Below are 26,346 nucleotides of genomic sequence, written 5' to 3' on the forward strand. Positions count from 1 at the left end.
TTTGGCTCGTCTGTCATGCAGGCGGGCCGAAAGCGTAAAATGAATGCAAAAAATTACCGTTAGGGCTGAGCTTGTCGAAGCCCGTCTATCGTAACGAGAAGCGCCCTTCGACAGGCTCAGGGCTAACGGTAAAGATGCAGGAATGAGCAAAGAGCCGTCATATTGACGGACAAACGAGAAACCGGATGAACACAACAACCGCCTCGACCGAAACCACCACCACACCGATTACGGCAGAGTGGCGCGATTTTTATGCGCTGACCAAGCCGGGCGTGATGAAGCTGGTGGTGTTCACCGGCCTATGCGGTCTGTTGGCGGCTCCGGGCAGCATCCATCCGATTCTCGGCCTTACCGCGATCCTCTGCATCGCCCTGGGTTCCGGCGGCGCGGCGGCGCTCAACCAATGGTATGAAGCCGATGTCGATGCCGCGATGAAGCGCACATCCAAACGGCCATTGCCCGCCGGACGGATGGAACGCGATTCGGCGCTGCATTTCGGCCTTGGGCTTTCCGGTCTCTCGGTGTTCCTGATGGGCGTGGGCGTCAATTGGGTCGCAGCAGCGATCCTCGCTTTCTGCATCTTCTTCTATGCCGTCATCTACACCATGTGGCTGAAACCCAGCACACCGCAAAATATCGTGATTGGCGGCGCTGCCGGGGCCTTCCCGCCGATGATCGGCTGGGCCGCCGTGACCGGCGATATCACGCTGATGCCGATCCTGCTGTTTACACTCATTTTTATCTGGACCCCGCCGCATTTCTGGGCGCTCGCGCTGTTTGTGAAGTCAGACTATGCCAATGCCGGTATCCCGATGATGCCAGTGGTTGCGGGCCGCGAATCGACCCGCAAGCAGATCCTCGCCTATTCGGTTGTGCTCGCCGCCATAGCGATTGCGCCGACGCTTCTGGGTCTGGCCGACTGGATTTATGGCGTTCCGGCAACGGCGCTGTCGCTGATGTTTGTCTGGCTGGCCTATCGCGTTTATCGCAACACGGCGACCGAGCCATCCGAAATGAAGCCGGAAAAACGGCTCTTTGCGTTCTCGATCGTCTATCTCTTCGTGCTGTTCGGCGCAGTTGTCGCTGACCGCTATCTGGTAGGCTGGATCATATGAGCCAACCGCAGGATAATATCGCTGAGAACATAGCACCCCGCCCGCCGGGCGAGGGACGCTTTACCGGCGAGAATGTCACGCTTGAGGAAACCCAGGCGATCCAGAAGCGCCAGCGCGAGCGTTCCAAGCTCATGGCCATCGGTCTGGTGGCGCTGTGCGTATTGTTCTTCCTGATCACCATCGTCAAAATCGGGGTCTGGGGATGAACGCTTCCACCGCCCTTTCCGAGGATATCCAGCGCCGCAATCTGCGCTCCGCCCTGATGGCGGGTGCTTTGGTTGCCGGCATGGTGTCGCTCGGATTTGTGGCGGTTCCGCTCTATAATCTGTTCTGCCGCGTCACCGGATTTGGCGGCACGACGCAGGTGGTTGATGCTGGTCAGGCGGCAACTGTGCAAACCGGCAGCAAGACCATCTCGGTGCGCTTTGATGCCAATATCGAGCCGGGCATGCCCTGGGAATTTCAACCGGAGCGCACCAAGGACAGCATGACCGTCGGCGCGCGCGATATGGCAATCTATACCGCCGAAAACCTGTCATCAGAACCGATTACCGGCACCGCGGGCTATAATGTGACGCCGGTGCAGGCGGGCAAATATTTCAACAAGATTCAATGCTTCTGCTTCACCGAGCAGACGCTGCAGCCGGGCGAGAAGGTGCGGATGCCCGTCATCTATTATGTCGACCCGGCGATCTTTGAAGATGAAGACACCAAACATATTGAGGAAATAACGCTGAGCTACACCTTTTATCCGGTGGACCCGGAAAATGAAGGCAGCTAAGGCATAACCAAACAGAAGGATCATCTTGGCTGCGGCTGAACCGTGGCGAGGAAATAGGGACTTAAAAATGGCTGGAACCAAAAACCACGATTATCATATTTTGCCGCCCAGCGCCTGGCCGCTGATCGGCTCCATGGCCGCTCTGGTTATGGCTGCTGGTGCAATCATGTGGATGCATGGCGCCAATGTCTCTGACGAGAATGCCAATGGCGGCGGCTGGGTGTTCTTCGCCGGTGTCGCGGGCGTGCTGTTCACCATGTTTGGCTGGTGGCGCGATGTCGTGCGTGAGGCGCATGCCGGTGACCATACCCCGGTTGTTCAGCTTCACCTGCGCTATGGCATGATCCTGTTTATCGCTTCGGAAGTGATGTTCTTTGTCGGCTGGTTCTGGGCGTGGTTTGATTTCTCGCTGTTCCCGCAGCCGCTGGAGTTTATCGAAGGCATTACCGAGAACAAGATTGGTGCAGAAGGCGCTGAGGCGCTGGTGCAATGGCCGCCAAAGGGTGTCGAGGTTCTCAACGCTTTTGAACTGCCGCTGCTCAATACGCTGATCCTGCTGCTTTCGGGCACCACCGTCACCTGGGCGCACCATTCGCTGCTCAATGGCGACCGCGATGGCCTGATCAAGGGCCTGTGGGTCACGGTTATCCTCGGCGCATTGTTCTCTTTCGTTCAGGCTTATGAGTATAGCGTTGCGCCATTCCCGTTTGCCGGCCTCAACTATAGCTCGGCCTTCTACATGGCGACCGGCTTCCACGGCTTCCACGTTCTGGTCGGAACGATCTTCCTGATCGTCTGTCTGGTCCGCGCTTATCTTGGCCACTTCACCCCTAAGCAGCATTTCGGCTTTGAAGCCGCAGCCTGGTATTGGCATTTTGTTGATGTCGTCTGGCTGTTCCTCTTCGCCGTCGTCTATGTCTGGGGCGGCTGGGGCGCACCGATCCATTGATCAGACGCGTAATGAAAACCACAAAGGGCGGCCGGACGTTGGTTTGGCTGCCCTTTTTGTTGGAGAATGTTGGATTTCACCAAGGGTCTCATAGGTGTGAACTTAGTGTGAACTTAGATTCAGGACCTATTAAATACCTATATCTGTTTTCGTCGGCCCCGCGCAGGCGGGGCCAAGGCTTTTTTAGACTCGCGCAAAGGCGCAAAGGCGCAAAGAAGGTTCCTGTTTGTACAATCTCTTCGTGTCTTAGCGTCTTTGCGTGAAACCATAGCCCTGGCCCCGCCTGCGCGGGGCCGACGAGATAGCGCGGACTGTAACTAGAGCAGAGATCTTCCGGATTTAATATGTCCCAAGTATAATCTTTCCGGAATCGCGGCTTAAGCGGATGCAATTTCCCGTCATTGCGATAGAATGACAAGATGACCCGCATTCCGATCATCCCCACCATCATTGTCGCCGCTGCGATGATTACCATGATGGCGCTCGGCATCTGGCAATGGGGCAGGGCGGATGAAAAAGCGGCCCTGATCGCGCGCTATGAAGCCGCATCAGAGCAACCCGCTTTGAACTGGCCGCAGACGCTGGATGCCGATGATCTGCCGCTCTACCGGCGCTCAGGTTTCACCTGTGCAGAGGTGCTCGGCTGGCGCTCCACCAGCGGTCGCAATAAGGCGGACAGGGCAGGCTGGAGCCATATCGCTACCTGCCGTCTCGATAATAGCGGCGAGGCCCAGCTTCAGGCGGGATGGTCTCTACAACCGGGAACGCCCGAATGGACGGGCGGCGCAGTCACCGGGATGATTGCCCCCGATGGCAAGGCGATGATCCGCCTCGTGGCCGATCCGGCAGTTGGTGGATTGGAACCTTTGGCAACTCCGACGCCCGCCGATCTGCCCAACAACCATATCTCCTATGCGGTGCAATGGTTCCTCTTCGCCCTGATCGCCGGAGTGATTTACGCACTTGCGGTGCGCCAGCGTCTCTTGCGCCGCGCCTGATCCGCCGCTAACCGCTTTCCCATGCAATATATCAGCACCAGAGGAGCCGCAGCGGCTCAGGATTTTCGAGGCGCAACGCTTGCTGGCTTGGCGAGCGATGGCGGGCTTTATCTGCCGGAAAGCTGGCCGCAATTCAGCAAAGCCGAGATCGCCGCTATGGCGGGGCTCGATTATGCTTCGCTTGCGGTGCGTATCATGCGGCCCTTTGTTACGGGCAGCCTGAGCGATGAAGAGCTGACCGAACTGTGCCAACAGGCCTATGGCGGCTTTGCGCATAAGGCGGTCACGCCTCTGGCGCAGTTGGACGAGCGCCATTGGCTGCTCGAACTGTTCCACGGCCCGACACTGGCGTTCAAGGATGTGGCGCTGCAATTTCTGGGGCAAAGCTTCGCGCATTTCCTCGAAGGCCATGACAGGGCGCTGACCATTGTTGGCGCGACTTCGGGCGACACTGGCTCCGCCGCCATCCATGCGGTCGCGGGGCGTGAGGGGATAGAGATCTTCATGCTCCACCCGCATGGCCGCATCTCCGATGTCCAGCGGCGGCAGATGACGACGGTGCTTTCGCCCAATGTCCACAATATCGCGATTGAGGGCAATTTTGATGATGCCCAGGCGATGGTCAAACGCATGTTCGGCGATAGCGCGCTGACCGATACGCTCGACCTGTCGGCGGTGAACTCGATCAACTGGGCGCGGCTGATGGCGCAGATCGTCTATTATTTCGCCGCCGCGTTGCAACTGGGTGCGCCGCATCGCCCGGTCGCATTCTCGGTGCCGACGGGCAATTTCGGCGATGTCTTTGCCGGCTATGTCGCCTCGCGTATGGGGCTGCCGGTCGAGCGGCTGATCGTCGCCACCAATATCAACGATATCCTGCATCGGGCATTGAGCAGCGGCGATTATTCGCGCGCCGAACTGTCGCCCACCGCAACGCCATCAATGGATATTCAGGTGTCATCCAATTTTGAGCGGCTTCTGTTCGACCTTGGCGGGCGCGATGGCGCGGCGATGGCCGAGACGATGCGTAGCTTTGATGCCAGCGGCGCGTTGCAGATTGATGAGACGCTGCGCGCCGCCATTGGGGAGCGCTTTGTCAGCGAAAGAGTGGATGGGGACGCGATGTCGCGTGCGATCCGTTGGGCCTATGAAGAGGCGCGACAAGTGATTGATCCGCACACCGCAATCGGTCTTGCTGCAGCGCATCGCTATGATGGCGACCCGGCGGTGCCGGTGGTGACCTTGGCCACCGCCCACCCTGCCAAATTCGATGATGCGGTCGAGCGTGCCTGCGGTATTCGCCCAGCACTGCCAACGCGCGTCGGTGATCTGTTCGACCGGCAGGAGCAGTCGACGGTGCTGCCCAATGATTATGAGGCGGTACGCCAATTTGTGATCGAAAATGCCATGGCCAAAGCCAACGCATGACCGCTGGTGCTGTGCCTGACCTGACGCTGATGACCAGCCAGCCGCGCAGCGATTATACGCTGGTCGATAGTGGCGATGGCCGCAAATATGAGCGCTATGGCGACTTTCACTTCATCCGCCCCGAGCCGCAGGCCATGTGGTCTCCGCGGCTGGATGACTGGCCCGCCGATGCTGAATTTATCCCGGCCTCGGATGAGGATGGCGGCGGGCGGTGGCATTATGCCAATCCGGCGGTGCGCGATGGCTGGGAGCTGACATGGAATGACAAGGTGCGCTTTCATGCCTCTTGCACCCCCTTCCGTCATCTCGGCTTCTTCCCCGATATGGACCCGGTGTGGCGCTGGATGCGCGCGCAGATTGTTGGGCTGGACATGCCGCAGGTGATGAATCTCTTCGGCTATACCGGGGTCGGCACGCTGGCGCTGTCGGCAGCGGGGGCACATATGGTCCATGTCGACGCCTCGAAGAAATCCGTGGCACAGGCGCGCGATAATGCGGCATTGTCGGGTATGGCCGACCGTCCGATCCGTTGGCTGGTCGAAGATGCGGCCAAGTTCACCGCGCGCGAAGTGCGGCGCGGGCGGCGTTATGATGGTATCTTGCTCGACCCGCCCAAATTCGGTCGCGGCCCCAATGGCGAAACCTGGCGGATCGAGATGAATCTGCCCGACCTGATTGCCGATTGCCGCCAGCTGGTGGATGCGGATTCGCGCTTTGTCTTTCTCACCGTCTATGCCGTGCGTATGTCGCCGCTGGCGCTCGAAGCCTTGATGCAGCAGCATTTTAGCGATCTGCCCGGCAAGGTCGAAGCGGGTGAGCTGGCGGTCGCGGAAGAGGGCGGTCGCCTGATGCTCCCCACGGCATTATTTGCACGCTGGTCCGCCGCGTAATAAAGGAAGCCCATGACGCTTAACCCGACAGACCAGCTGATACTGGAAGTGGCCGATTTTGAGGTGCCGGTGCTGACCGGCATTTATTCAGAAGAGACCAAGCTGCCCCAGCCGCTGCGCATCACCATCCGCGCCGAGCTGGTGATGCAGGACCATTATGATCCCGACACGCCCTTGAGCGCATCGAAAAACTATATGGACCTGAAGCACGCTGCCTCGACCGCTTTGCCCGAGGGCGTGCACTTCACCCTGATTGAAGGTGTAGCGGACCATATTATCGATACGCTTTTTCTGCAGGACAAACGGGTCAAGGCGGTTGAGGTCAAGATCGTCAAGCTGGCCATTGCCGAGGCGGATGAGGCCATCGGCATCACCATGACGCGGCGCAGATAATGAGCGGGTCGCGACCGGCAAAGCTGGCGCTGGTGACCGGAGGCTGCCGCCGTGTCGGCGCGGCGATTTCGGCGCATTTGGCGGAGCAGGGCTATGCGCTGGCGCTGCATGGGCATAGCGATGCAGAGCCGGATGAGGCGCTGGCGGCAGTGCTGAAGCGGCAGGGCATGGAATGGCATGGCTTTCTCGCGGACCTGACCGAAGAGGAAGCGCCGGCAACGCTGATGCAGCAAGTTGCTGCGCATTTTGGCCGCTCCCCGGACCTGCTGGTCAACAATGCCTCGCTGTTTGGTGATGACCGGATCGACACGCTTGATGCGGCCTCGCTCGAACGGCATTGGCGCATCCATCTCACCGCGCCGACATTGCTGACACAGGCGCTTTATAAACATACAGGCGAGGATGACCGTGCCTCGGTGGTCAACATTGTCGATCAGCGGGTGCGCAATCCGCATGCAGATCAGCTTTCCTATACCCTGTCCAAACAGGCGCTGGCGGAATCCATCCGCACCTTGGCAAAAGCATGCGCGCCGCGCCTTCGCATCAATGGCGTCGCGCCGGGGATGACGCTGGAAACCGAGGATTATGCTGAAGGCCAGATGGAGAGCATCGCCGCGGTGATGCCGCTGCAGCGTAACTCAAACCCGCAAGATATTGCCGCTGCTGTGGCTTATTTTGCTGCATCAGAGGCGGTTACCGGGCAATTGCTCTATGTCGATGGCGGGGCGCATATGGTGCCTTATGACCGCGATTTTCTCCATCTCGCAAAATAGCCTCATATCGCCGAAAATATGCTTTGCTTTATGGGAACCGTTTGCAACAAGCGGCGTTTCTGAAGCTTGGATAACAGTATATCATGAGGGAAGCATTTATGCGTAATTCAATCTCCAAACTATTTGCCGCCGGTGCGGCGCTTTCACTGGCCGCTTGTGCCGCTCCGGAAGAAGCTGCTGAGGGCGAAGAAACCGCCGCTGAAGGCGAGGGCACCGAAGCTGAGGCTGCTGGCACCATCGTCGATGTTGCGTCGGGCAATGAGGATTTCTCGACACTGGTAACCGCTGTTACCGCTGCCGAGCTTGGCGAAACCCTGTCGGGCGAAGGTCCGTTCACCGTATTCGCGCCGACCAATGCTGCGTTTGAGAAGCTGGGTGATCAGGTCGCCGAGCTGACCAAGCCGGAGAATAAGGAAACGCTGGCCGCCGTGCTGACCTATCATGTGGTCCCGGGCAAGGTTGTCGCTGCCGATGTCGCCAAGCTGATCGAAGAAGGCGAGGGCGAAGCCACAGTCGAGACGGTTCAGGGCGATGCGCTGAGCATCAAGATGGAAGGTGATCAGGTCGTACTGACCGACGCCAAGGGCGGCACCTCGACTGTCACCGCCACCGATGTGGAAGCTTCAAACGGCGTTATCCATGTCATTGACACCGTGATTATGCCCGCTGGCTAAGCGCTGTTGATCAAGGTTTTGGGAAAGGCGGTGCGAAACCATTCGCGCCGCCTTTTTCGCTATCTTGTCGTCCTTTTTCGTCATTCCGGCGAAGGCCGGAATCCATCCCGCCTCCAATGCTAAAGTCGATTCCATTTACACTGAGTCGTCATTGCGAGGAGCGAAGCGACGCGGCAATCCAGAGCAGGTGCGTGTTGCCCTGGATTGCTTCGCTACGCTCGCAATGACGTGTTTCAAGCTAAGAGAAAAACAGTCTAGAACGACAGTCGGTATAGACCCCGGCCTTCGCCGGGGTGACGTGCGTGCACTATGCCTTAATCAACCCAATCTCCACCAGCCGCTCATGCAGATAGTCATCCGCCAGCATCGGTTCAGGATAGCGATTGGGGTTATCCTCGCTGATACACTGGTCCAGCGTCTTGATCGGGAAGTCGGAACGCAGATGCAGGAAATAAGGCATGGAATAGCGGCTATGCGCGGCGCGGTCTGAGGCCGGGTTGATCACCCGATGCGTTGTCGATGGCAGCACATGGTTGGTCAGCCGCTGCAGCATATCGCCGACATTGATCACCAGCGCGCCCTCGGGCGGATTGGCGGGGATCCAGTTGCCCTCGCGTGTCAGCAGTTGCAGCCCGGCCTCTTCTGCGCCCAGCAACAGGGTGATCAGATTAATATCCTCATGCGCCCCGGCGCGGATCGCGCCCGGCTCGGCATCGGCAACCGGGGGATAGTGCAGTAGGCGCAGGATTGAGTTGCCGTCTTCCACCGTCGGCGCGAACCAGTCTTCCGGCAGGCCTAAGTGCAGCGCAATGCGTGACAGGATGATATTGCCGACCCGGTCAAACTCGGCATAGAGCGGCTCGAATATCTCCCGGAAATCGGCGGGTTGATCGGGCCAGACATTGGCAGGCATTGAGTCTTTTAAGGGACTATCAGAGGCCAGTTCGCGACCGACATGCCAGAATTCTTTCAGATCATGCAGCTTGGCATCTTTGGCGATCTCGGTACCGAAAGCGGTATAGCCGCGCTGGCCGCCGCCTGCCGAACTGTCATAGCGCAGTTTCTCTTCCACCGGCAGGGCAAAGAACTCGCGCGTCTTGTCCCACGCCTTGGCCACCAGATCCGCATCCAGCCCATGGTCACGCACCAGCGCAAAGCCATGTTTGCGAAAGCTTGCGCCAATTGCATCTGCGAAACTGTGCTTGTCATCATTGAGCGAAAGAACGGGCAGCTTGTCCATGGGTCTTGTCCTGATAAAGATAGTCGCCACGTCTCTAACGACAGAAGAAGGGCATGAAAAGCATGAGCGCACACTATTGGCTGATGAAATCCGAACCCGATGAATATGGTTGGGATGATCTGGTTGCCGAAAAGGAAGGCATTTGGGATGGTGTGAAAAACGCCCAGGCCAGCAACAATATGAAGGCGATGAAGACCGGCGAGCAGGTATTTTTCTACCATTCGCGCCAGGGGCTGGAGATTGTCGGCATCATGGTGGTAAGCGAAGAGGCTTTTCCTGACCCGACCGACGAGACGGGCCGCTGGATCGCGGTGAAGGTCAAGCCGGAGCGCAAGCTGGATAACCCGGTCAGTCTCAAGGCGATGAAGCAGAACCCGAAGCTCTCAGAGCTCGCAATCATCCGCCAGTCGCGCCTCTCGGTTGCATCTGTTACTGAGGATCAGTGGCAAGAAATACTTGCGATGTCCCAAGCAGAATAAGGCGGCGTAATTAAAGCGTCATGCCAATATGCTGATTTGCAAATTGAAGCCGCAAAAATGCGGCAAATAAGGAAGGAAAAACATGGCACGTTTTGACGGCAAGAAAGTCCTGATCACAGGCGGCACCAGCGGCATTGGTCTGGCGGGTGCGAAAATCATCGCTCAAGAAGGCGGTACGGTGGCGATTACCGGTACCAATCAGGGACGGCTCGACGCTGCGCTGGCCGCGCTGCCAGAAGGCACAATCGGCTTTACCAATGATGCCGGTGACCCGCAGGCTGCCAAGGTGCTGGCCGAGACGGTGAAGGAGAAGATGGGCGGTGTCGATGGCATCTGGCTGAATGCCGGCTTTGGCACTTTCCGCGCCAACACCGATGAAGCGGTGGAGAGCTTTGACGCGATGACCAATGTCAACGTGCGCGGCCCGGTCTTGCAGATGGCTGAGCTGATCCCGGCGATCAATGAAGGCGGTTCGGTCGTCGTCACTGCATCGGTCGCGCCCTATCTGGGGCAGGCGCAGGGTGCGGTATATTCCGCCACCAAAGGCGCTGTGACGGCGTTGACCCGCTCATGGGCCTCGGATCTGGCACCGCGCAATATCCGCGTCAATTCAGTCGCACCCGGGCCGATTGAAACCAACTTCTTTGATGGCATGGGCCTCACCGATGAGCAGGTTGAAAAGTTCACACAAAACATCGCCAGTCAGGTTCCACTTGGCCGTTTTGGTACTTCGGAAGAGGCAGCTGAAGTCGCGTTGTTCCTGCTCTCTGATCAGGCAAGCTATGTCACCGGATCGCAGTTCATGGTCGATGGCGGTATGACGTTGCGTTAAAATCTCCCTCCCCTTCAGGAGTGGCCGGATCGTTTCGGGTCGAAATTGCCCCCGGCAATTTCTAAAACATGCCGGGAGCATGTTTTACCCGAACCGAGCCAGCCACTGGATTAAGGGAGGGGGGTTATCCGCTTGCACGGCGCTTAAATGACAGCCCCCTCTCCCAACCCTCTCCCCTGAAGGGGAGAGGGCTATATGATCTTCGCGCTCTTCGCTTATTCGCTATCTTCGCGAGAAACCGATTTAAGCGCTAAGCCTTCCGCAACGCACTCACCCGAACCCCGCCAGCAGTCAGATGCTCAATATCAGTCTTCAGGTGCAACAAGCGGATACCATCGCGCGCCATCGCCTGCTCCAGCGCCGGAGCAAAATCGGCTGTTTTCTCGACCGTCGCGGTCCACGCACCGAATGCCGCGCCAAAAGCTGCAAAATCAGGATTGTGTAACTCGGTGCCGCTCACCCGCGCCGGATAATCGCGCTCCTGATGCATGCGTATCGTGCCATAGCCGCCATTGTCGACCACCAGCACCAACAGGTTCGCGCCATGCTGTGCGGCGGTCGCCAGTTCCTGCCCGTTCATCAGAAAATCGCCATCGCCAGCCACCGCGACAACACAGCGCTCAGGGAAGCGTAGTGCTGCGGCGACTGCGGCGGGAACGCCATAGCCCATGGCACCGGCAGTAGGGGCCAACTGGCTCGGCATATCGCCATAGGGCCAATAGCGATGCCACCAGCCGGAGAAATTACCCGCGCCATTGCAGATTATGCTGTCCGCCGGGCAGTGTTCGCGCATCGCGGCGACGCATTGACCAAGGTCCAGCGCCGCATCGCTCGGTTGCAGCGTGGACCATTGCAGCCATTCATCATGCGCCTTGGCACCGGCGTCGAAGCTGAGCAGATCATGGTCCCAAAGCGCCGCGGTCTCGGCAAATTCCGACATATCGGCGCAGATCGGCAGATCGGTGCGATAGACACGGTTGAGTTCATTGGGATCGGGATGAACATGCACCAAAGTCTGATCAGTATGGTCCGGGGTAATCAGCGTATAGCCATCGGTGGTGGCCTCGCCCAGCCGCGCACCGACCGCAAGGATCAGGTCCGCCTTTTTGACTCGTTCAACCAGCTTGGGATTGGGCCCATAGCCGAGATTGCCGGCATAGACCGCGCTGTCATTTGGGAAAGCATCCTGCCGCCGAAAAGCGCAGGCGACGGGCAGACCGATACGCTCGGCAAAGACCCGGAAATTGGCGCGGGTTTCCGCATCCCAATCCGCGCCGCCGACAATCGCAATCGGATCGGTGGCATCGCGCAGCAAATCCTCTAGCGCCGTCATCGCATCAGGGCAGAGCGGTTGGGCAGGACGGATCACCTTGGGGCGATCGACTGCCTCCACCTCATCGCGCAGCATATCCTCAGGCAGGGCCAGCACCACCGGTCCGGGTCTTCCGGACAGCGCCGTGGCATAAGCGCGCGCAGCATATTCCGGGATGCGCGCCGCATCATCAATCCGCGCTGCCCATTTCGCCAGCGGCGTAAACATCGCGGTGAAATCAACTTCCTGAAAACCCTCGCGGTCGCGATCACCGCGTGCGACATCGCCGATAAACAGGATCATCGGCTGCGAATCCTGCATCGCCACATGCACGCCGATACTGGCATTGGTCGCGCCGGGTCCGCGGGTGACAAAGGCGATACCCGGCTGCCCGGTCATCGCGCCATCGGCACACGCCATGAAGGTGACGCCCGCCTCCTGTCGGCACACCACGGTGTCGATATCGGCACTGCGATCATGCAGCGCGTCGAGCACCGCAAGGAAGCTCTCTCCGGGCACGGTGAACAGCCGGTCGCAACCTTGGATGATCAGCTGATCGGCAAGTATTTCGCCGCCGGTGCGTTTGGTCATATTGGCCCTTTCTTTATCCTGCCTCTTCGCCATTCCGGCGAAGGCCGGAATCTATCCCATGTCTCGAGTTTTGTGGATAGACGGGCTGGACCCCGGCCTTCGCCGGGGTGACGAGTTGGTTTATCACCTATTCCTATGCCTGATGGATCGCCTTGGTGACCATATAGGCCTTCAACCCATCAGGCCCGTCCTCCGAACCATGGCCCGAATGCTTGACCCCGCCAAAGGGCGCATCGCCGGGCGATACGGTGAGGTTGTTGATCGCCACCATGCCCGATTCAATCGCATCGCCGACCAGATTGGCGGTGCGCAAATGGGTGGTGAAGGCATAGGCAGCAAGACCCAGCGGCAGGCGGTTGGCCTGTTCAATCGCTTCATCCAGCGTCGCAAAGGGCTGCATCGCCGCGACCGGACCGAAAGGCTCCTCATTCATGATCATCGCCTCGGTCGGCACATTGGTCAGCACGGTGGGCTGATAGAAAAAGCCGCCATTCGCCTCGCCCCGCTCACCGCCCAGCGCTACGTCGGCCCCGGCGGATTTGGCATCGCTTATCAATCGCGCCATGGCATCGGGCCGACGCGGATTGGCGAGCGGGCCCATATCAACGCCTCCCTCGCTGCCATCGCCGACCGAGACTTTGGCCGCGCGCTCGGCAAAGCCCCTGGTGAAGGCGTCATAAATCCCTTGCTGCACATAAAAGCGTGTCGGCGAGACACAGACCTGCCCGGCATTGCGGAACTTGCCGGTGGTGACCATGTCGAGCGTTTTTTCCAGATCGCAGTCATCGAAAATCAGCACTGGAGCATGACCGCCCAGCTCCATGGTGGTGCGCTTCAGGCCCTCGGCGGCGAGCTTCATCAGATGCTTGCCCACCGGCACTGATCCGGTGAAGCTGATCTTCTGGATCACGTTCGAGGCAATCAGATGTTCCGACACCTGCGCAGGGTCACCATAGACCGTCTGCATCACGCCAGCAGGAAGTCCCGCATCGACCAGACAGCGCTGCATTTCCAGCGGGCTGGCCGGAGTTTCTTCGGCGGGTTTCAGGATGATCGGGCACCCGGCTGCAAGTGCCGGAGCGACCTTGCGGATCGCAGTGAAGACCGGGAAGTTCCACGGGCTGAATGCCGCGACCGGACCCACCGGCTGATATTTCACAAAGCTGTTCTCGCCTGGCTGGCGTACCAGCACCCGGCCATAACAACGCTTGGCCTCCTCGGCCATCACGTCAAGCTGACCCGCCGCGCCCATCACTTCACCCACCGCCTGCGCCAGCGGCTTGCCCTGCTCCAGCGTCATCAGCGCGCCAATCGCCTTGGCCCGCTCGCGCATCAGATCGGCCGCCTTGTGCAATATCGCCGCGCGCTGCGCCACCGGCGTATCGCGCCAGACCGACCAAGCCTGCGCCGCCGCATCGAGCGCGCGGTCGAGATCGCTGGCCCCGGCCTTGGGAAGAATAGAGATGGTCGCGCCGGTCGCAGGATTGACGACATCAATCCCGGCGCGATTGCCGATATCGACCCATTCGCCATCAATATGGAGCTGCAATTTTTCGGGGTAAGCTGTGGTCATGCGGTGACCGTCCTTTCTTCTTGCCGTCATTGCGAGGAGCGAAGCGACGCGGCTATCCAGAGCCGCACGAGACACTCTGGATTGCTTCGCTACGCTCGCAATGACGTGGCTAAAACTGTTTGACATTTATCTAGACAGTTGATGATGGCGCGGCAATGTTCATGCGCAAAGAAAAGAGAGGATGAACCATGGAAATAATCGCGGAAGGTTTGCGCTTCCCTGAAGGGCCGGTGGTGATGCCCGATGGCTCGGTGATTGTTGTCGAGATTGAGGCTGGGCAGATTACTCGGATTGCCCCTGATGGCACCAAATCCACAGTTGCGGAGACTGGCGGTGGGCCCAATGGTGCGGCGGTTGGCCCGGATGGCAAGCTCTATATCTGTAACAATGGCGGCTTTCATTATGTCAATGGCGGCACCGATGAGGCGCCTTTCCTCGTACCCCATGGGCAGGCTGAGAATTATTCAGGCGGCCGCATCGAGCGGGTGGATATCGCGACCGGCGAAGTCGAGATACTGTACAAGGATGGCGACTTTGGCTGTGTGTTGCGCGGGCCGAATGATATTGTCTTTGATGACGCTGGCGGCTTCTGGTTCACCGACCATGGCAAGACCCGCCCGCGCGAGCGCGATGTCACCGGCGTGTTCTACGCCAAGGCCGATGGCAGCCTGCTCAAAGAGGTAATCTTCCCGTCGGAAAACCCCAATGGCATTGGCCTGTCACCCGATGGCAAGCGGCTTTATGTCGCGGAAACCTATACCTGCAAGCTCTGGGCCTATAATATCGCTGCACCGGGAGAGATCGCGTTTGATGAGGGGCTGTTGGGGCCGCAGGGAGAATTTCTCTACAGCCCGGCGGGATATAAATATTTCGACTCACTCGGTGTCGAAGCGAACGGCAATATCTGCGTCGCTACCATCGGCGAATGCGGCATCAGCGTGATTTCACCCGAAGGCGAATTGGTCGAGTTTGTGCCGACCGTCGATCCCTTCACCACCAATATCGCCTTTGGCGGCGAGGACATGCAGGCCGCTTATATCTGCTTGTCGGCCACTGGGCAGTTGCTGAAAATGGACTGGAAGCGTCCTGGGCTGAAGCTGAACTACTAATGCCGATAACCACCATCATTTTCGATTTTGGCGGGGTGATTACGTCTTCGCCGTTTGAAGCCTTCAACCGGCTAGAGACAGAGCGCGGTGTCTCGAAGGATAGTGTCCGCCGGGTCAACAGCACCAATCCCAACAGCAATGCCTGGGCGCGGTTTGAGCGGGCGGAGATTGATGCCGCTGAGTTTGACCGCCTGTTTACGCAAGAGGCGCAGGCGTTGGGCATAAACGGGCTGACCGGCAGCGATGTGTTGGCCTGTCTGGCAGGCGATGTCCGCCCAGCGATGGTCGCGGCGCTGGATGAACTCAAGGGCCGCGGCTTCACGCTCGGCTGCATCACCAACAATGTGCCTTCGGGGAAAGGTGCCGGGATGGCGCTAACCGATGACCGCGCCGCCGAGATTGCCGCGATTATGGAGCGTTTCGACCATGTGATCGAGAGCAGCAAGGTCGGCGTGCGCAAACCCGACCCGCGCATCTACCAGATGATGTGTGAGGCGCTTTGCATGGAACTGGAACAATGCGTCTATCTTGATGACCTGGGCATCAACTGCAAGCCAGCAGCGGCATTGGGGATGCAGGCGATCAAGGTCACCAGCGGCGAGCAGGCGCTGGAGGATTTGGAGCGGGTGCTTGATCTGCCAAAGCATAGCCTCGGGCAGGTCAGCTAATCTGATTCAACTTTGTTGTTGCAGCATCTTCGCGCAACTCTCTGGCGGCGCATCTGGCGGACAGAGAATCATTTCGCGCTCAAGTTCCACCTGTGTTGGCCGGTTCAGCACCGCATAGAGCAGAATAACGATACACATCAGCCCAACGCCGACTGCTATGCCCTGATAGAAGCTGCGATTGCTCTTCGATTGCTTTTCCAAAGCGCCATTGCTTTGATTGGTATCCGGGACACTCTGCACCATCTCGACGTGCGCTAAATTGATGGCTTTGCCATCAAGCGCATAGCCAAATTTGGGTATGGTCCGAATAATCCGATAGGGTCGCTGTTCGTCACCCAGATGCCGGCGCAATTTCGAAATGGCCTGAGTCAGAGCCTCATCTGATCCCTCATCGCCCCAGACCGCATTGAGCAATTCATCGCGCGCAACCTTGCCCTGCGCGGTGACAAGATAGGATAGCAGATCGGCCAGACGCGGTTCCAGCACCACCTTGCTGTCCGCCAATACTAGCTCTCGCGCTTCCGGCAAAAACGTCGCGTCGCCGATCGCAACAGGCAGTGCGTTCATCGACGTTATTTGCGGAACGTCTGACATTTATCGCTATCTCTCAACATCTCGATATATTTCCTCAGGACTTTTGCCGCTGCCTTTCGCCAAAAGCCATGGCGAATCGCAATAGAGGAAGGACGAGCAAATGAAAAATCCAGCGGCCAGGCGCAATCCATCACGAACGGCAAAGCACTATGGTTATGCGCTGTGTTCTGCTTTGGCTTTTGCGTTGTTGCCCTTGGGGCAGCCAGTGATGGCATCACAGGCGCAGACGGAATTTCAACCGGCGACAGCGCCACAGGCCTTGCCGCAAACCGGCAAAACCGAATTTCTGGAACGGCTTAGTGCCGATGACATCAGCGAAGCCGTAGAGACATTGCAGGCAGACGGATATAAGGGTGTCATTGCTGTGGCACGCGATATGGGCCCGCCGATTATCCATGGTTTCGGCGATCAGGTGTCAGCGTCCGGCTTGCCCGATGGCATGACACAGGTCGATATACTCTCAATAACCAAGACCATTACCGCTGCCGCCGCGATGAAGCTGGTGGACGGCGGCAAGCTTTCCACTGCCGAACGGTTGGGCGATATCTTCCCCAATGTTCCTGCCGACAAGGCGGGCATCACCGTGCATCAATTGCTGACTCATTCGGCAGGCTTGCAAGGCTCTGCTGGAGACGACCTGATCCATTTGAACAAAGACAAGTTTTTCCAGACTGTGATGGCCGAGCCGCTACGCTTCAAACCGGGCACCGACTATTATTATTCCAATATCGGCTATTCGCTGGTCGCAGCTATCATCGAGGCGCGTACCGGGATGGCCTATGAAGACTATTTGCGCACTGTGTTGTTTGCGGACCAGAACATCACGCATATTGGCTATGGCGGGGTCTTTGACCCGCGCCACTCATTGCTCACCGCAAAAGGTGAGGTGATTGATAAGGCCAGTTGGGGCGGAAGCGCGCATTGGGCCTTGATCGGAAATGGCGGCTTGGTCGCGACAGCGCCTGACATGATCCGCCTGTTGCAAAGCTATATGGGCCGCACGCTGGTTTCTGCCGCCGCCACCGAATTGGCGCGTACGCCGATGCAAAGAGAGGGGAAAAACGCCCCGACCCATTATGGCTATGGCCTGGTGGTGGAGGATCATGCTGAGCTGGGACGCATCTACTGGCACAATGGCGGCAACCCCTGGTTCAGCTCCAACTGGACCTATTTCGCTGACCATCATTTGCTGGTCTTTACCGCTTCGCAGGGGCATCGACCCAATGCCGACAAAGCGGCCATGGTGATCGCACGATCCCTTATTCTATCAGACTGACATTTTCCCGTTCGCCTCGAGCGAAGTCGAGAGGCTGGTGCCGGTAGAGAGCAGTGTCTCGACTGCGCTCGACACGAACGGGGCGGGCTTTAATGCGCCAGCAATAGCGGTACCTTGCTCTCGCTCAGGAAATGCCGGGTCGTGCCGCCAAGCAGCGTCTGGCGCAGCCGGCTATGGCCCCATGCGCCCATAACCATCCATTCCGCGCCAAGCGATTTTACCTGGCTTTCAATCGCTTCTTCAATCGAGAGCGATCCCGCAGGGACGTCATGCACTTCGGCATTGATATCATGCCGCGAGAGGTAGCGCGCCAGCGCGGTGGAGGGGTAGTTCTCCGGCTCCTTGTCGGCGGTGATGATGTGCACCGTCTTGGCCATTTGCAGCATCGGGATGGCGCTGCGCACCGCATTGGCGGCCTCGTGACTGCCATTCCAGGCAATCGCGGCGGTGCCCAGTGCGGCAAAGCGTGTCTGGTCATGTGGGATGGCGAGGATCGGGCAGCCACTATGCTCGGCAAGGTCAGCCACTTCGAGCAAGCTGTGCGGTTTGGGATTATCGGGATCATGACCAAGCGAAACGACGATCATATCGGCAAGTCGCGCGGCGCTCAGCACGCAGTCGACCGCGTCGCCATCATAATGCAGCACTTCCCAGCTGACATCCTCATTCGCCATTTCTTTCTTGATCATATCGTCAAGCCGGGTCTCTTCCTCGCGGATACTCTCCAAAGCCGCATTGGCGACGAATACGCCGCCCATGGGATCGAGCGCGACATAGCTGGAATAGGGGGTGACCACGACAAAGGTGATATGCGCCTTATGCGCCCGCGCCAGATCGAGCGCGGCCTCGGTGCGCGATGTCATGGACGGGCTGGTATCGGCATAGACGACGATGGATTTCATGGTTTTCCTCCCAAATTCTCAGCGGCATGAGACGCGCGGTAAAGACAGGGGCAAGAGCGCGACTCGTCTTGATTGGTTCTTACCATGGCTTTGGCGGAAGTCATGCACATTGATCGGTGTCAAAACCCATAGCCGTATCGCGGTGCTAAGCACTTGGCTCAAAAGCGTTATCATGAAGCGCATTTTACGCCCGGTTCGGCTGGAAAAGCCGCGCTAACAGCGCTAGGGAGCGCAGGGTAAGTTTGATATTCGGCCCTGTCCGCCAACAGCCGGACACGCTTCCAGACAAGGACACGCTTTATGCAGAAAATCTTCCCCGATGCCGCCTCCGCGCTGGATGGCCTGTTGTTTGACGGCATGCATATCTGTGCCGGCGGCTTTGGCCTGTGCGGTATACCGGAGCGGCTGATCGATGCGATTGAGGCCAGCGGGGTCAAGGACCTCACTATTGCCTCGAACAATGCCGGGATTGACGGCGAAGGGCTGGGCAAGCTTCTGCGCACGCGGCAGGTGAAGAAGATGATCTCCTCCTATGTCGGCGAGAATAAGGAATTTGAACGGCAATATCTGGCGGGCGAGTTGGAGGTCGAATTCTGCCCTCAGGGTACACTCGCCGAACGCTGTCGCGCCGGTGGTGCGGGTATTCCGGGCTTCTATACCAAGACCGGCGTTGGCACCCAGGTTGCCGAAGGCAAAGAGCATAAGGAATTTGACGGTGAAACCTATATCCTTGAGCGCGGTATCTTTGCCGATCTGTGCGTCGTCAAAGGCTGGAAGGCGGACAAGGCGGGCAATTTGATGTTCCGCAAAACCGCACGAAACTTCAACGCACCGATGGCGACTGCTGGCAAGATTTGCGTTGCCGAGGTGGAGGAGATTGTCGAGGTTGGCGAGCTCGATCCCGACGCAATCCATCTGCCGAGCATCTATGTGAAGCGCCTGATCGACGGTGCGCCCTATGACAAGAAAATCGAATTCCGCACTGTGCGGGAGGCGGCGTAATGGCTAGCACCGGGTCACCAGCAGGGGCCATCAATCTGGATGGCCTCGATATTCTCGACAATTCCGCCGAGGTGGCTCGGCTATGGGTGGAGAATAACGGACCAGCCACGTGCATCATCAATCCCACATTGCTTGAGCAACCGGAAATGTTTGGGTTACTTATGGTCGATTGCGTTCGTCATGCTGCAAGAGCCTATGCCCAGGCGGCCGGCATGACCGAGGTCGAGGCATTGGCGCGGATATGGAACGGTGTTGATATGGAGCGGGAGAGTCACACCACCGGGCTAACAACGCTTGAGGATGGCAGCGATTGACCTTTCCACTCGCCCTCCGTTTGTGCGCTCTCGCAATGGCCAGCCTGTCCCTATCAGGCTGTGTCGCGGCGCTGCTGCCATTGGCGGCGGCAGGGGCTATCGGCAAGAGCGAGATTGATCGGCGGCGCGAAGCGGGTTTGATCGCGGCCGGGGTGGACTTAGCTCCCACGGCTCCGAACATGGTATCCGCTAGTGCTGCTGCCGTGACCAATGATGAATCTGGCGTCGGCGGCGGTCCTGATGCGCTGGACAGCTTTGGTGACAAAGCGCAATTGGTAGATACCCCGAGCGGGAATGACGAGGCGCTCAAGTCACTGTCCGCACAATATGATGCGGCAACGCAGCGTGGTTCGGCTTTCACGGTTGGCGCCTACGCCCCATGGGCGCGCTATGCGCTGGATACGCAAAATCGGTTTCAGGCAGGAGAGGCGGTTACGTCGGCTGTCTTGGTGCCGCGCGTTTCGTTGAGCAGCCCACAAAGCGTGGATTGTGAGGACAACCCTTCTGCGGTGGTGATTGATATCGATAGTGGTTCGCCCAAGCCTAATGCGGGCGGGGTTATGGCTACGCTCGACAATACGGCAATATTGGCAGAGCAGCTTGATGCTTTGCGCGCGGCGGAAATCACCATAATCTGGCTGTCCGGTCGCGATGCCAGCGATGCTGAAGCGATGCAAAGTGAATTGCGTGGCCATGGCCTGCTGCCATCGGGCGCGGGCGATTATCTTTCGCTCAATCGCGGGCCCGATGATCGCAAGCAAATCCGCCGCTGGGAAACAGCAGGACTGTTCTGCATATTGGCCGTTGCAGGTGATTCCCGCGGCGATTTCGATGAGCTTTATGATTACCTGTTGAAACCGGAATATGCCTTTACGCTGGAACGCAAATTTGGTGCGGGCTGGTTTACGCTACCACCGCCTAAAACTGTTGCTGCCGACGCGCCAAGTCCTGTTGCGACGGCGCCTGAAACACCCCCCTATTCTCAAGACCAAGAGGAAAACTGATGTCTCAAGAAACAACCGGTTGGGATCGCAACCAGATGGCAGCACGCGCCGCGCAGGAGCTGGAAGATGGCTATTATGTCAATCTCGGCATCGGCATCCCGACTTTGGTCGCCAACCATATCCCTGATGGAGTGGAGGTGACGCTGCAATCGGAGAACGGCATGCTGGGCATCGGGCCGTTTCCGCTCGAGGATGAGGTTGACCCGGACCTGATCAATGCCGGTAAACAGACCATCAGCGAGCTGCCGCAATCGGTCTATTTCAGCTCGTCCGACAGCTTCGCCATGATCCGTGGCGGGCATATTGATCTGACCGTGCTCGGCGCTATGGAAGTAGCGGAAAATGGCGACATCGCCAACTGGATGATCCCCGGCAAGATGATCAAAGGCATGGGCGGGGCGATGGATCTGGTCGCAGGCGTTAAAAAGATCATCGTGGTGATGGACCATAATGCCAAAAATGGCAGCGCGAAATTCATCCCCGAATGTACCTTGCCGCTGACCGGACAGAATGTTGTCGATATGATCATCACCAATCTCGGCGTTTTTCACCGGCCCGATCATGACAGTGCCTTCCGTCTGATCGAACTGGCACCGGGCGTCACGGTCGAGGAAGTCGCCGAAAAGACGACCGCCAAATATGAGGTGGCAGTCTGACCGATACGCGTCAGGTCGGCAGCGGTGCCTTCTGGCTGACGCTGGGAGCGGTGCTTAGCTTCCTCGCAGCGCTGCTGCATATTGGCTGTATAGCGCTTGGGCCAGACTGGTTTCGCTTTTTCGGGGCACCGGAAGATCTGATCCTTGCCTATGAAAATGGCGATAACCGGCTCATCTGGGTAACGCTTTTCATAACGCTCATCTTAAGTATCTGGGGCCTGTATGCGCTTTCCGGTGCAGGGCGTATCGTGCGGCTGCCCTTATTGGGGCTTGGCCTTGTAACTATTGCGGGCATCTATCTTTTGCGCGGGCTGCTGCTGATACCGGCCATGCTTTATGTGCCCTATCCGGAAGGTGCATTTGACTATTGGTCATCGGCTATCGTGCTCATCTATGCAATTGTGCATATCATTGGCATCTGGAAAAGCTGGCCGCGCTGGAGCAGGGAAAAGCCATGAAAATCCTGCTCACTGGATCATCAGGTTGGCTGGGGCGGTATCTAGCGCCGTTGCTGATGCAGCATGGGCATCAGGTGATTGGTCTCGACGTTGCACCGGGCGAGCATACACAGATTATCGCCACAGTGGCGGATCGCGCCGCAGTTGATCGCGCCTTTGCTGATAATGGCATTGAGGCGGTGATCCATGGCGGGGCGCTGCATAAGCCGGATATTGCGCGCTATCCGGCGAAGGCCTTTGTCGATGTCAATGTGGCCGGGACACTTAATCTGCTTGAAGCAGCGATTGCGGCGGGACATGACCGCTTTATCTTCACCTCGACCACCTCATTGATGATCCGCGCCGATGTGCGTGCGGGTAAGGCGGGTGGAGCAACTAAGGCCTTCTGGCTCGATGAAGATTTCGGGCCGCTGAAGCCGCGCAATATCTACGGCGTCACCAAACGCGCTGCCGAGCATCTGTGCCGCCTCTATCATGAGTTGCATGGCATCAATGTCGCGATACTGCGCACCGGGCGCTTCTTTCCCGAAGAGGATGACACGCATCGCGATCTTTCCGGCCCCAATCGCAAGGCGAATGAGTTTCTTAATCGCCGCCTGACCGTGGAAGATGCGGCGATGGCGCATCTGCAGGCGCTGGATAAGGGTCCGGGGCTGGGATGTGAGACTTTTATCCTCTCTGCGCCCCCGCCGTTCAAGCCGGATGAGGCGGTGGAGCTTATAAACGACGCACAAGCGGTGATCGCGCGCTATTTCCCTGATGCAGCAGAGCTTTACGCCGCGCGCGGCTGGCAGCTGCCGAACTATATCGACCGGGTCTATGATCCCGCCAAGGCGCAGGCGATGTTGGGCTGGCAGCCGGATACGGATTTCGCTGCGATACTGTCGGCGTTACGCGATGATACGCCATTGCCCTTTGCCCATGATGCCAGCTATGTTTCGCCCAAGGAGCGCGGCGCGGCATAGGCCTCATGACAAGCTATTATATCTTCAAATACCTGCATATTTTCGGCGTGGTTCTGCTGCTCGGCAATGTCACTGTGACTGCAGTATGGAAGGTGTTTGCTGACCGCTCCAAGGACTGGCGCATTATCGCCTTTGGCCAGGCTATGGTGACTGGCACCGATTTCGGCCTCACCATCCCCGGCATCATTCTCACCATGGTCGGCGGCTATGGCTTAATCTGGGTCGCGGAATTTAGTCTGTTGGAGCCGGACTGGCTGTTGTGGAGCCAGTTAATGTTTATCGCCGCGGGGGTGATCTGGCTCGGCATATTGGTGCCGGTGCAGATCAAACAGGCGCGGCTGGCCAGGGCATTTGCGGGCGAAGAGTCGCTAACCCCCGAATATCGCCGCCTCTCGCGCATCTGGATCACCTGGGGCCTGATCAGTTTTGTGCCACTGATGATCGCGATGTATCTGATGATCGCCAAGCCGGGCTAAAGGTGACGGAGCGTCTTTGAAAAATAGTGTCGTCATTGCGAGGAGCGAAGCGACGCGGCAATCCAGTGCAAGTGCGTGTTGCCCTGGATTGCTTCGCTACGCTCGCAATGACGAGATGCTTAGGTCTTAAATATCCTCCACCAGCCGGCCATATAGCTCGGGCCGGCGGTCGCGGAAGAAGCCCATGCCGGCGCGGAACAGGCGGGCGGCTTTCAGGTCGATACTGGCGACCAATATGCCTTCCTCATCCGCGCCATATTCGGCGATTTTGTCGCCCTTTTCGTTGGTGATAAAACTGTGGCCATAATAGCTTTGGCTGTTGCCGCTGGCGTCTGTTTCGCTGCCGATGCGGTTGCTGGCGATCACCGGCATGGCGTTGGCGGCGGCATGGCCCTGCATCACCCGTTGCCACATATCGGCGGTGTTGAGCGCGGCATCATAGGGCTCTGAACCGATGGCGGTGGGGTAGAAAAGCAGCTCGGCCCCCATCAATGCCATAGCGCGAGCACATTCCGGGTACCATTGGTCCCAACAGATGCCAACACCGATTTTGGTGCCGAACACATCCCAGACTTTGAAGCCGGTATTGCCGGGGCGGAAATAGAATTTTTCCTCATAGCCCGGGCCATCGGGGATATGGCTTTTGCGATAGACACCCATGATCTCGCCATCGGCGCCGATCATCGCCAGCGAGTTGTAATGATGCTGGCCATCGCGCTCAAAAAAGCTGGTCGGGATCGCGACCTTTTTGTCTTTCGCCAGCTTCTGCATCGCCTTGACCGAGGGGTGCTCGCTCACTGGATGGGCGAGGGCGAACAGGGCTTCATCCTCCAAGGTGCAGAAATAGGGGCCGCTGAACAATTCGGGCGGCAGGATGATCTCCGCGCCCTTGTCCACGGCGGCCACTACCATATCGCTGACAGCCGCGATATTCTGCACTTCGCCACCGGCAAGCGGCAATTGCATCGCGGCTATGGTGATGGCCTCCATGAGACTGTGCTCCTTAACTATGAACTGTCATTGCGAGGAGCGAAGCGACGAAGCAATCCAGAGCCGCACGAGACGCTCTGGATTGCTTCGCTACGCTCGCAATGACGCAGTTGGGATTTAGCTTTCGGTTTCACCATCACCGGCATCGGCGAGCTTGAACAGCAGCGTCATGCGATCGCTTTCACCGATAGCATCATATTTTTTCTTGGACTCTTCACCCTCGGCATAGCTGGGCGGCAGGGTCCAGACGCCTTTCTCATAATCGGCGGTGTCATTGGGGTTTGCGTTGACCTCGGATTCAGCGGCCAGTTCAAAGCCGTGCTTCTCCATAAACGCCACCAGATCAGCCTGTTTGAGATAGCCCTTATTGCCATCGGCATAGTCGGCGGGCGCATCGGCCTTGGCACGGTGCTGTACAATACCGATCATGCCATCGGGCTTGAGCGTGGCTTTCAGCGCTTCAATCTCGCCATCGGCAATCCCCCAGCGCATCAGATTGTGCATCATGCGGAAGATCAGCACCCGGTCGACCTGGCCATTGAGGTCAGCCGGAATAGCGTTGCCGAAATGGAACGGCAGTTTTTCCGCATCGATACCCAGGCTCTCGCTCTGCTTCGCTGCGAACGTCTCTCCGCCTTCACGCACACGCGCCATAAAGTCTTCTCCCAGACTTTCGGCGGCCTCTGGTGCGAAGCCAACCGCGACATAGCTACCATTTTCGGTGACATAGGGCGCAAGAATGCGGGTGTACCAGCCACCGCCCGGTGCATATTCGATCACGGTATCATCGGCCTCTACGCCAAAGAAAGCCAGCGTTTCCGCCGGGTTGCGATATTCGTCGCGGGCTTTGTCATCGGCGCGCAGATCGGCAGCCAGAACAGCATCAAGCGCGGCATTGGCCTCTGCTTCTGCGCCTTGTTCTGTGGGTTCGGCCTCTGTTCCTGCCTGTTCACAGGCGGTGAGGGCAAGAAGTGGCAGGGCCATCAGGGCGAGATAATTGCGCATGGTTTTGTCCTTAGTATGTAGGGTTTTGGGGTTATTTGGCTTTGCGGAACAACAGGGTCATCCGGTCAGACTCGCCAATGGCGAGATAGCGTTCGCGATCTTCATCGCCATAGCGCAGGATCGGCGGCAACGTCCAAACGCCACCCTCCCAATCGGCAGGGTCGTTCGGATTGGCATTGATCTCGGAACTGTCGACCAGTTCAAAGCCATTCAGCTCGAACAGTTTGACGACATAGTTTTGCTTCACATAGCCGCGCGTGCCGCTGGACACATCATAAGGCGCATCAGCCTTGGCGCGATGCTGCACCACACCGACCATGCCATCGTCCTTGAGCAAGGTGCGCAGTGCGCGCAACTCAGCATCGGCCCTGTTGCCGTTGAGCAGGCCGTGGATGGAGCGGAAAATCAAAACCCGGTCAACCGTGCCGACTATGTCTTCAGGCGCCTCATCGCTTTCAAAGGCGAGCACCTTTTCAGCGTCAATGCCGGTCCATTCGGCGACAATGTCCGGGAAGCGCTCGGGCCAGCTTTTGCTGCGCGCCTCACGCGCACGGTCGCTGAAAGTGCGTCCGTCTGTATCGCCATTGACCGCAATATAACGGCCTGAGGCGCTGATATAGGGCGCCAGTAAGCGCGTGTACCAACCGCCGCCCGGGGCATATTCCACCACTGTCTGGTCCGGCTTTACCTGAAAAAAGGCGAGCGTTTCTGCCGGATGGCGATAGGTGTCTCGGGCGCGGTCATCATCGCGGGCAGGTGCGGCCAGCGCAGCCTCCAGCGCGGTATCATCTGCGCTTTCTTGTGCAACAAGCGGTGCAGTGGTTGCAGCTATTGCCAGCGGGGCAACGGCAAGCGGCAGGGCGTAAAGGGCTTTCATGGCATTCTCCCGGGGACTGTAG

Annotated in this window: 30 protein-coding genes; 22 read left to right on the top strand and 8 right to left on the bottom strand. The window is 58.4% G+C overall.

Annotated elements, in window-relative coordinates; genetic code table 11:
* Positions 1 to 185 precede the first annotated feature (185 nt).
* From RB602_RS04615 to RB602_RS04660, 10 genes are all read left to right on the top strand, one after another.
* On the top strand, positions 186 to 1,115 hold the full coding sequence (locus RB602_RS04615) for a heme o synthase (RefSeq protein ID WP_317083390.1): 930 nt from the start codon (positions 186 to 188) through the stop codon (positions 1,113 to 1,115).
* Positions 1,112 to 1,321, top strand: a complete 210-nt coding sequence (locus tag RB602_RS04620) for a hypothetical protein (RefSeq protein ID WP_317083392.1) — start codon at positions 1,112 to 1,114, stop codon at positions 1,319 to 1,321. Before RB602_RS04615 ends, RB602_RS04620 begins: the two co-directional genes overlap by 4 nt.
* Positions 1,318 to 1,896 (top strand): cytochrome c oxidase assembly protein, encoded by a 579-nt coding sequence (locus RB602_RS04625; RefSeq protein ID WP_317083394.1) that lies wholly within the window; start codon positions 1,318 to 1,320, stop codon positions 1,894 to 1,896. The genes RB602_RS04620 and RB602_RS04625 overlap by 4 nt, the downstream gene beginning before the upstream one ends.
* Before the next feature lie 67 nt (positions 1,897 to 1,963).
* Positions 1,964 to 2,845: a cytochrome c oxidase subunit 3 gene (locus tag RB602_RS04630; protein WP_317083396.1), complete on the top strand. Its 882-nt coding sequence runs from the start codon at positions 1,964 to 1,966 to the stop codon at positions 2,843 to 2,845.
* A gap of 419 nt (positions 2,846 to 3,264) precedes the next feature.
* Entirely contained in the window at positions 3,265 to 3,843 is a 579-nt protein-coding gene (locus tag RB602_RS04635) for an SURF1 family protein (RefSeq protein ID WP_317083398.1), read from the top strand.
* Between the two features lie 21 nt (positions 3,844 to 3,864).
* Complete coding sequence (gene thrC / locus RB602_RS04640; RefSeq protein ID WP_317083400.1) at positions 3,865 to 5,271, top strand: threonine synthase; 1,407 nt, start codon at positions 3,865 to 3,867, stop codon at positions 5,269 to 5,271.
* Positions 5,268 to 6,161, top strand: a complete 894-nt coding sequence (locus RB602_RS04645) for a class I SAM-dependent methyltransferase (RefSeq protein ID WP_317083401.1) — start codon at positions 5,268 to 5,270, stop codon at positions 6,159 to 6,161. Before thrC ends, RB602_RS04645 begins: the two co-directional genes overlap by 4 nt.
* A gap of 12 nt (positions 6,162 to 6,173) precedes the next feature.
* Complete coding sequence (locus tag RB602_RS04650; RefSeq protein ID WP_317083403.1) at positions 6,174 to 6,554, top strand: dihydroneopterin aldolase; 381 nt, start codon at positions 6,174 to 6,176, stop codon at positions 6,552 to 6,554.
* Positions 6,554 to 7,327: an SDR family oxidoreductase gene (locus RB602_RS04655; RefSeq protein ID WP_317083405.1), complete on the top strand. Its 774-nt coding sequence runs from the start codon at positions 6,554 to 6,556 to the stop codon at positions 7,325 to 7,327. The genes RB602_RS04650 and RB602_RS04655 overlap by 1 nt, the downstream gene beginning before the upstream one ends.
* A gap of 98 nt (positions 7,328 to 7,425) precedes the next feature.
* Complete coding sequence (locus tag RB602_RS04660) at positions 7,426 to 8,001, top strand: fasciclin domain-containing protein (RefSeq protein WP_317083407.1); 576 nt, start codon at positions 7,426 to 7,428, stop codon at positions 7,999 to 8,001.
* A gap of 307 nt (positions 8,002 to 8,308) precedes the next feature.
* Here the strand turns inward: RB602_RS04660 and RB602_RS04665 are convergent, their stop codons facing one another.
* Positions 8,309 to 9,241: an isopenicillin N synthase family dioxygenase gene (locus RB602_RS04665; protein ID WP_317083409.1), complete on the bottom strand. Its 933-nt coding sequence runs from the start codon at positions 9,239 to 9,241 to the stop codon at positions 8,309 to 8,311.
* Between the two features lie 53 nt (positions 9,242 to 9,294).
* On the opposite strand from RB602_RS04665, the gene RB602_RS04670 reads away from it, so the two are divergent.
* Positions 9,295 to 9,720 carry an EVE domain-containing protein gene (locus RB602_RS04670; protein ID WP_317083411.1) on the top strand — a complete coding sequence of 142 codons (426 nt, stop codon included), beginning with the start codon at positions 9,295 to 9,297 and terminating at the stop codon, positions 9,718 to 9,720.
* Positions 9,721 to 9,802: 82 nt separating this feature from the next.
* Positions 9,803 to 10,552 carry an SDR family oxidoreductase gene (locus RB602_RS04675; protein WP_317083413.1) on the top strand — a complete coding sequence of 250 codons (750 nt, stop codon included), beginning with the start codon at positions 9,803 to 9,805 and terminating at the stop codon, positions 10,550 to 10,552.
* Between the two features lie 250 nt (positions 10,553 to 10,802).
* Here RB602_RS04675 and RB602_RS04680 read toward each other — a convergent pair whose 3' ends face one another.
* A complete protein-coding gene (locus tag RB602_RS04680) occupies positions 10,803 to 12,455 on the bottom strand; it encodes a thiamine pyrophosphate-binding protein (protein WP_317083416.1) in 1,653 nt (550 codons plus the stop codon).
* Between the two features lie 133 nt (positions 12,456 to 12,588).
* The gene (locus RB602_RS04685) at positions 12,589 to 14,028 is read right to left on the bottom strand and encodes an NAD-dependent succinate-semialdehyde dehydrogenase (protein ID WP_317083418.1); all 1,440 of its coding nucleotides are present in this window, start codon (positions 14,026 to 14,028) and stop codon (positions 12,589 to 12,591) included.
* A 188-nt stretch (positions 14,029 to 14,216) separates the two neighbouring features.
* On the opposite strand from RB602_RS04685, the gene RB602_RS04690 reads away from it, so the two are divergent.
* Together RB602_RS04690 and RB602_RS04695 are read left to right on the top strand one after the other, a co-directional pair.
* A complete protein-coding gene (locus RB602_RS04690) occupies positions 14,217 to 15,137 on the top strand; it encodes an SMP-30/gluconolactonase/LRE family protein (RefSeq protein ID WP_317083420.1) in 921 nt (306 codons plus the stop codon).
* Positions 15,137 to 15,805: an HAD-IA family hydrolase gene (locus RB602_RS04695; protein WP_317083422.1), complete on the top strand. Its 669-nt coding sequence runs from the start codon at positions 15,137 to 15,139 to the stop codon at positions 15,803 to 15,805. The genes RB602_RS04690 and RB602_RS04695 overlap by 1 nt, the downstream gene beginning before the upstream one ends.
* 6 nt (positions 15,806 to 15,811) lie before the next feature.
* On the opposite strand, the gene RB602_RS04700 is transcribed toward RB602_RS04695, so the two are convergent.
* Positions 15,812 to 16,399, bottom strand: coding sequence for a winged helix-turn-helix domain-containing protein (locus RB602_RS04700; RefSeq protein ID WP_317083424.1), 588 nt, complete (start codon positions 16,397 to 16,399; stop codon positions 15,812 to 15,814).
* 100 nt (positions 16,400 to 16,499) lie between these two features.
* Between RB602_RS04700 and RB602_RS04705 the strand changes: the two genes are divergently transcribed.
* The gene (locus tag RB602_RS04705) at positions 16,500 to 17,675 is read left to right on the top strand and encodes a serine hydrolase domain-containing protein (protein ID WP_317083426.1); all 1,176 of its coding nucleotides are present in this window, start codon (positions 16,500 to 16,502) and stop codon (positions 17,673 to 17,675) included.
* Between the two features lie 89 nt (positions 17,676 to 17,764).
* Here RB602_RS04705 and RB602_RS04710 read toward each other — a convergent pair whose 3' ends face one another.
* A complete protein-coding gene (locus RB602_RS04710; protein WP_317083428.1) occupies positions 17,765 to 18,577 on the bottom strand; it encodes a universal stress protein in 813 nt (270 codons plus the stop codon).
* A gap of 300 nt (positions 18,578 to 18,877) precedes the next feature.
* Between RB602_RS04710 and RB602_RS04715 the strand changes: the two genes are divergently transcribed.
* From RB602_RS04715 to RB602_RS04745, 7 genes are read left to right on the top strand one after another with little or no spacing between them, the layout of a single operon-like run.
* Positions 18,878 to 19,579: a CoA transferase subunit A gene (locus RB602_RS04715; RefSeq protein WP_317083429.1), complete on the top strand. Its 702-nt coding sequence runs from the start codon at positions 18,878 to 18,880 to the stop codon at positions 19,577 to 19,579.
* On the top strand, positions 19,579 to 19,893 hold the full coding sequence (locus tag RB602_RS04720) for a DUF5076 domain-containing protein (RefSeq protein WP_317083432.1): 315 nt from the start codon (positions 19,579 to 19,581) through the stop codon (positions 19,891 to 19,893). Before RB602_RS04715 ends, RB602_RS04720 begins: the two co-directional genes overlap by 1 nt.
* A gap of 35 nt (positions 19,894 to 19,928) precedes the next feature.
* A complete protein-coding gene (locus tag RB602_RS04725; RefSeq protein ID WP_317083434.1) occupies positions 19,929 to 20,897 on the top strand; it encodes a hypothetical protein in 969 nt (322 codons plus the stop codon).
* Complete coding sequence (locus RB602_RS04730; RefSeq protein WP_317083436.1) at positions 20,897 to 21,553, top strand: CoA transferase subunit B; 657 nt, start codon at positions 20,897 to 20,899, stop codon at positions 21,551 to 21,553. Before RB602_RS04725 ends, RB602_RS04730 begins: the two co-directional genes overlap by 1 nt.
* 50 nt (positions 21,554 to 21,603) lie before the next feature.
* Positions 21,604 to 22,011, top strand: a complete 408-nt coding sequence (locus tag RB602_RS04735) for a hypothetical protein (RefSeq protein ID WP_317083438.1) — start codon at positions 21,604 to 21,606, stop codon at positions 22,009 to 22,011.
* On the top strand, positions 22,008 to 22,976 hold the full coding sequence (locus tag RB602_RS04740; protein ID WP_317083440.1) for an NAD-dependent epimerase/dehydratase family protein: 969 nt from the start codon (positions 22,008 to 22,010) through the stop codon (positions 22,974 to 22,976). Before RB602_RS04735 ends, RB602_RS04740 begins: the two co-directional genes overlap by 4 nt.
* Positions 22,977 to 22,981: 5 nt before the next feature.
* Positions 22,982 to 23,452 carry a DUF2269 family protein gene (locus RB602_RS04745; RefSeq protein ID WP_317083442.1) on the top strand — a complete coding sequence of 157 codons (471 nt, stop codon included), beginning with the start codon at positions 22,982 to 22,984 and terminating at the stop codon, positions 23,450 to 23,452.
* A gap of 126 nt (positions 23,453 to 23,578) precedes the next feature.
* On the opposite strand, the gene aguB is transcribed toward RB602_RS04745, so the two are convergent.
* From aguB to RB602_RS04760, 3 genes are all read right to left on the bottom strand, one after another.
* Positions 23,579 to 24,442, bottom strand: coding sequence for an N-carbamoylputrescine amidase (gene aguB, locus RB602_RS04750; RefSeq protein WP_317083444.1), 864 nt, complete (start codon positions 24,440 to 24,442; stop codon positions 23,579 to 23,581).
* Between the two features lie 117 nt (positions 24,443 to 24,559).
* Positions 24,560 to 25,447: a class I SAM-dependent methyltransferase gene (locus RB602_RS04755; protein WP_317083446.1), complete on the bottom strand. Its 888-nt coding sequence runs from the start codon at positions 25,445 to 25,447 to the stop codon at positions 24,560 to 24,562.
* A gap of 31 nt (positions 25,448 to 25,478) precedes the next feature.
* A complete protein-coding gene (locus RB602_RS04760; RefSeq protein WP_317083448.1) occupies positions 25,479 to 26,324 on the bottom strand; it encodes a class I SAM-dependent methyltransferase in 846 nt (281 codons plus the stop codon).
* Positions 26,325 to 26,346 lie beyond the last annotated feature (22 nt).

The organism is Parasphingorhabdus sp. SCSIO 66989 (genome assembly GCF_032852305.1).
GTDB lineage: Bacteria > Pseudomonadota > Alphaproteobacteria > Sphingomonadales > Sphingomonadaceae > Alterisphingorhabdus > Alterisphingorhabdus coralli.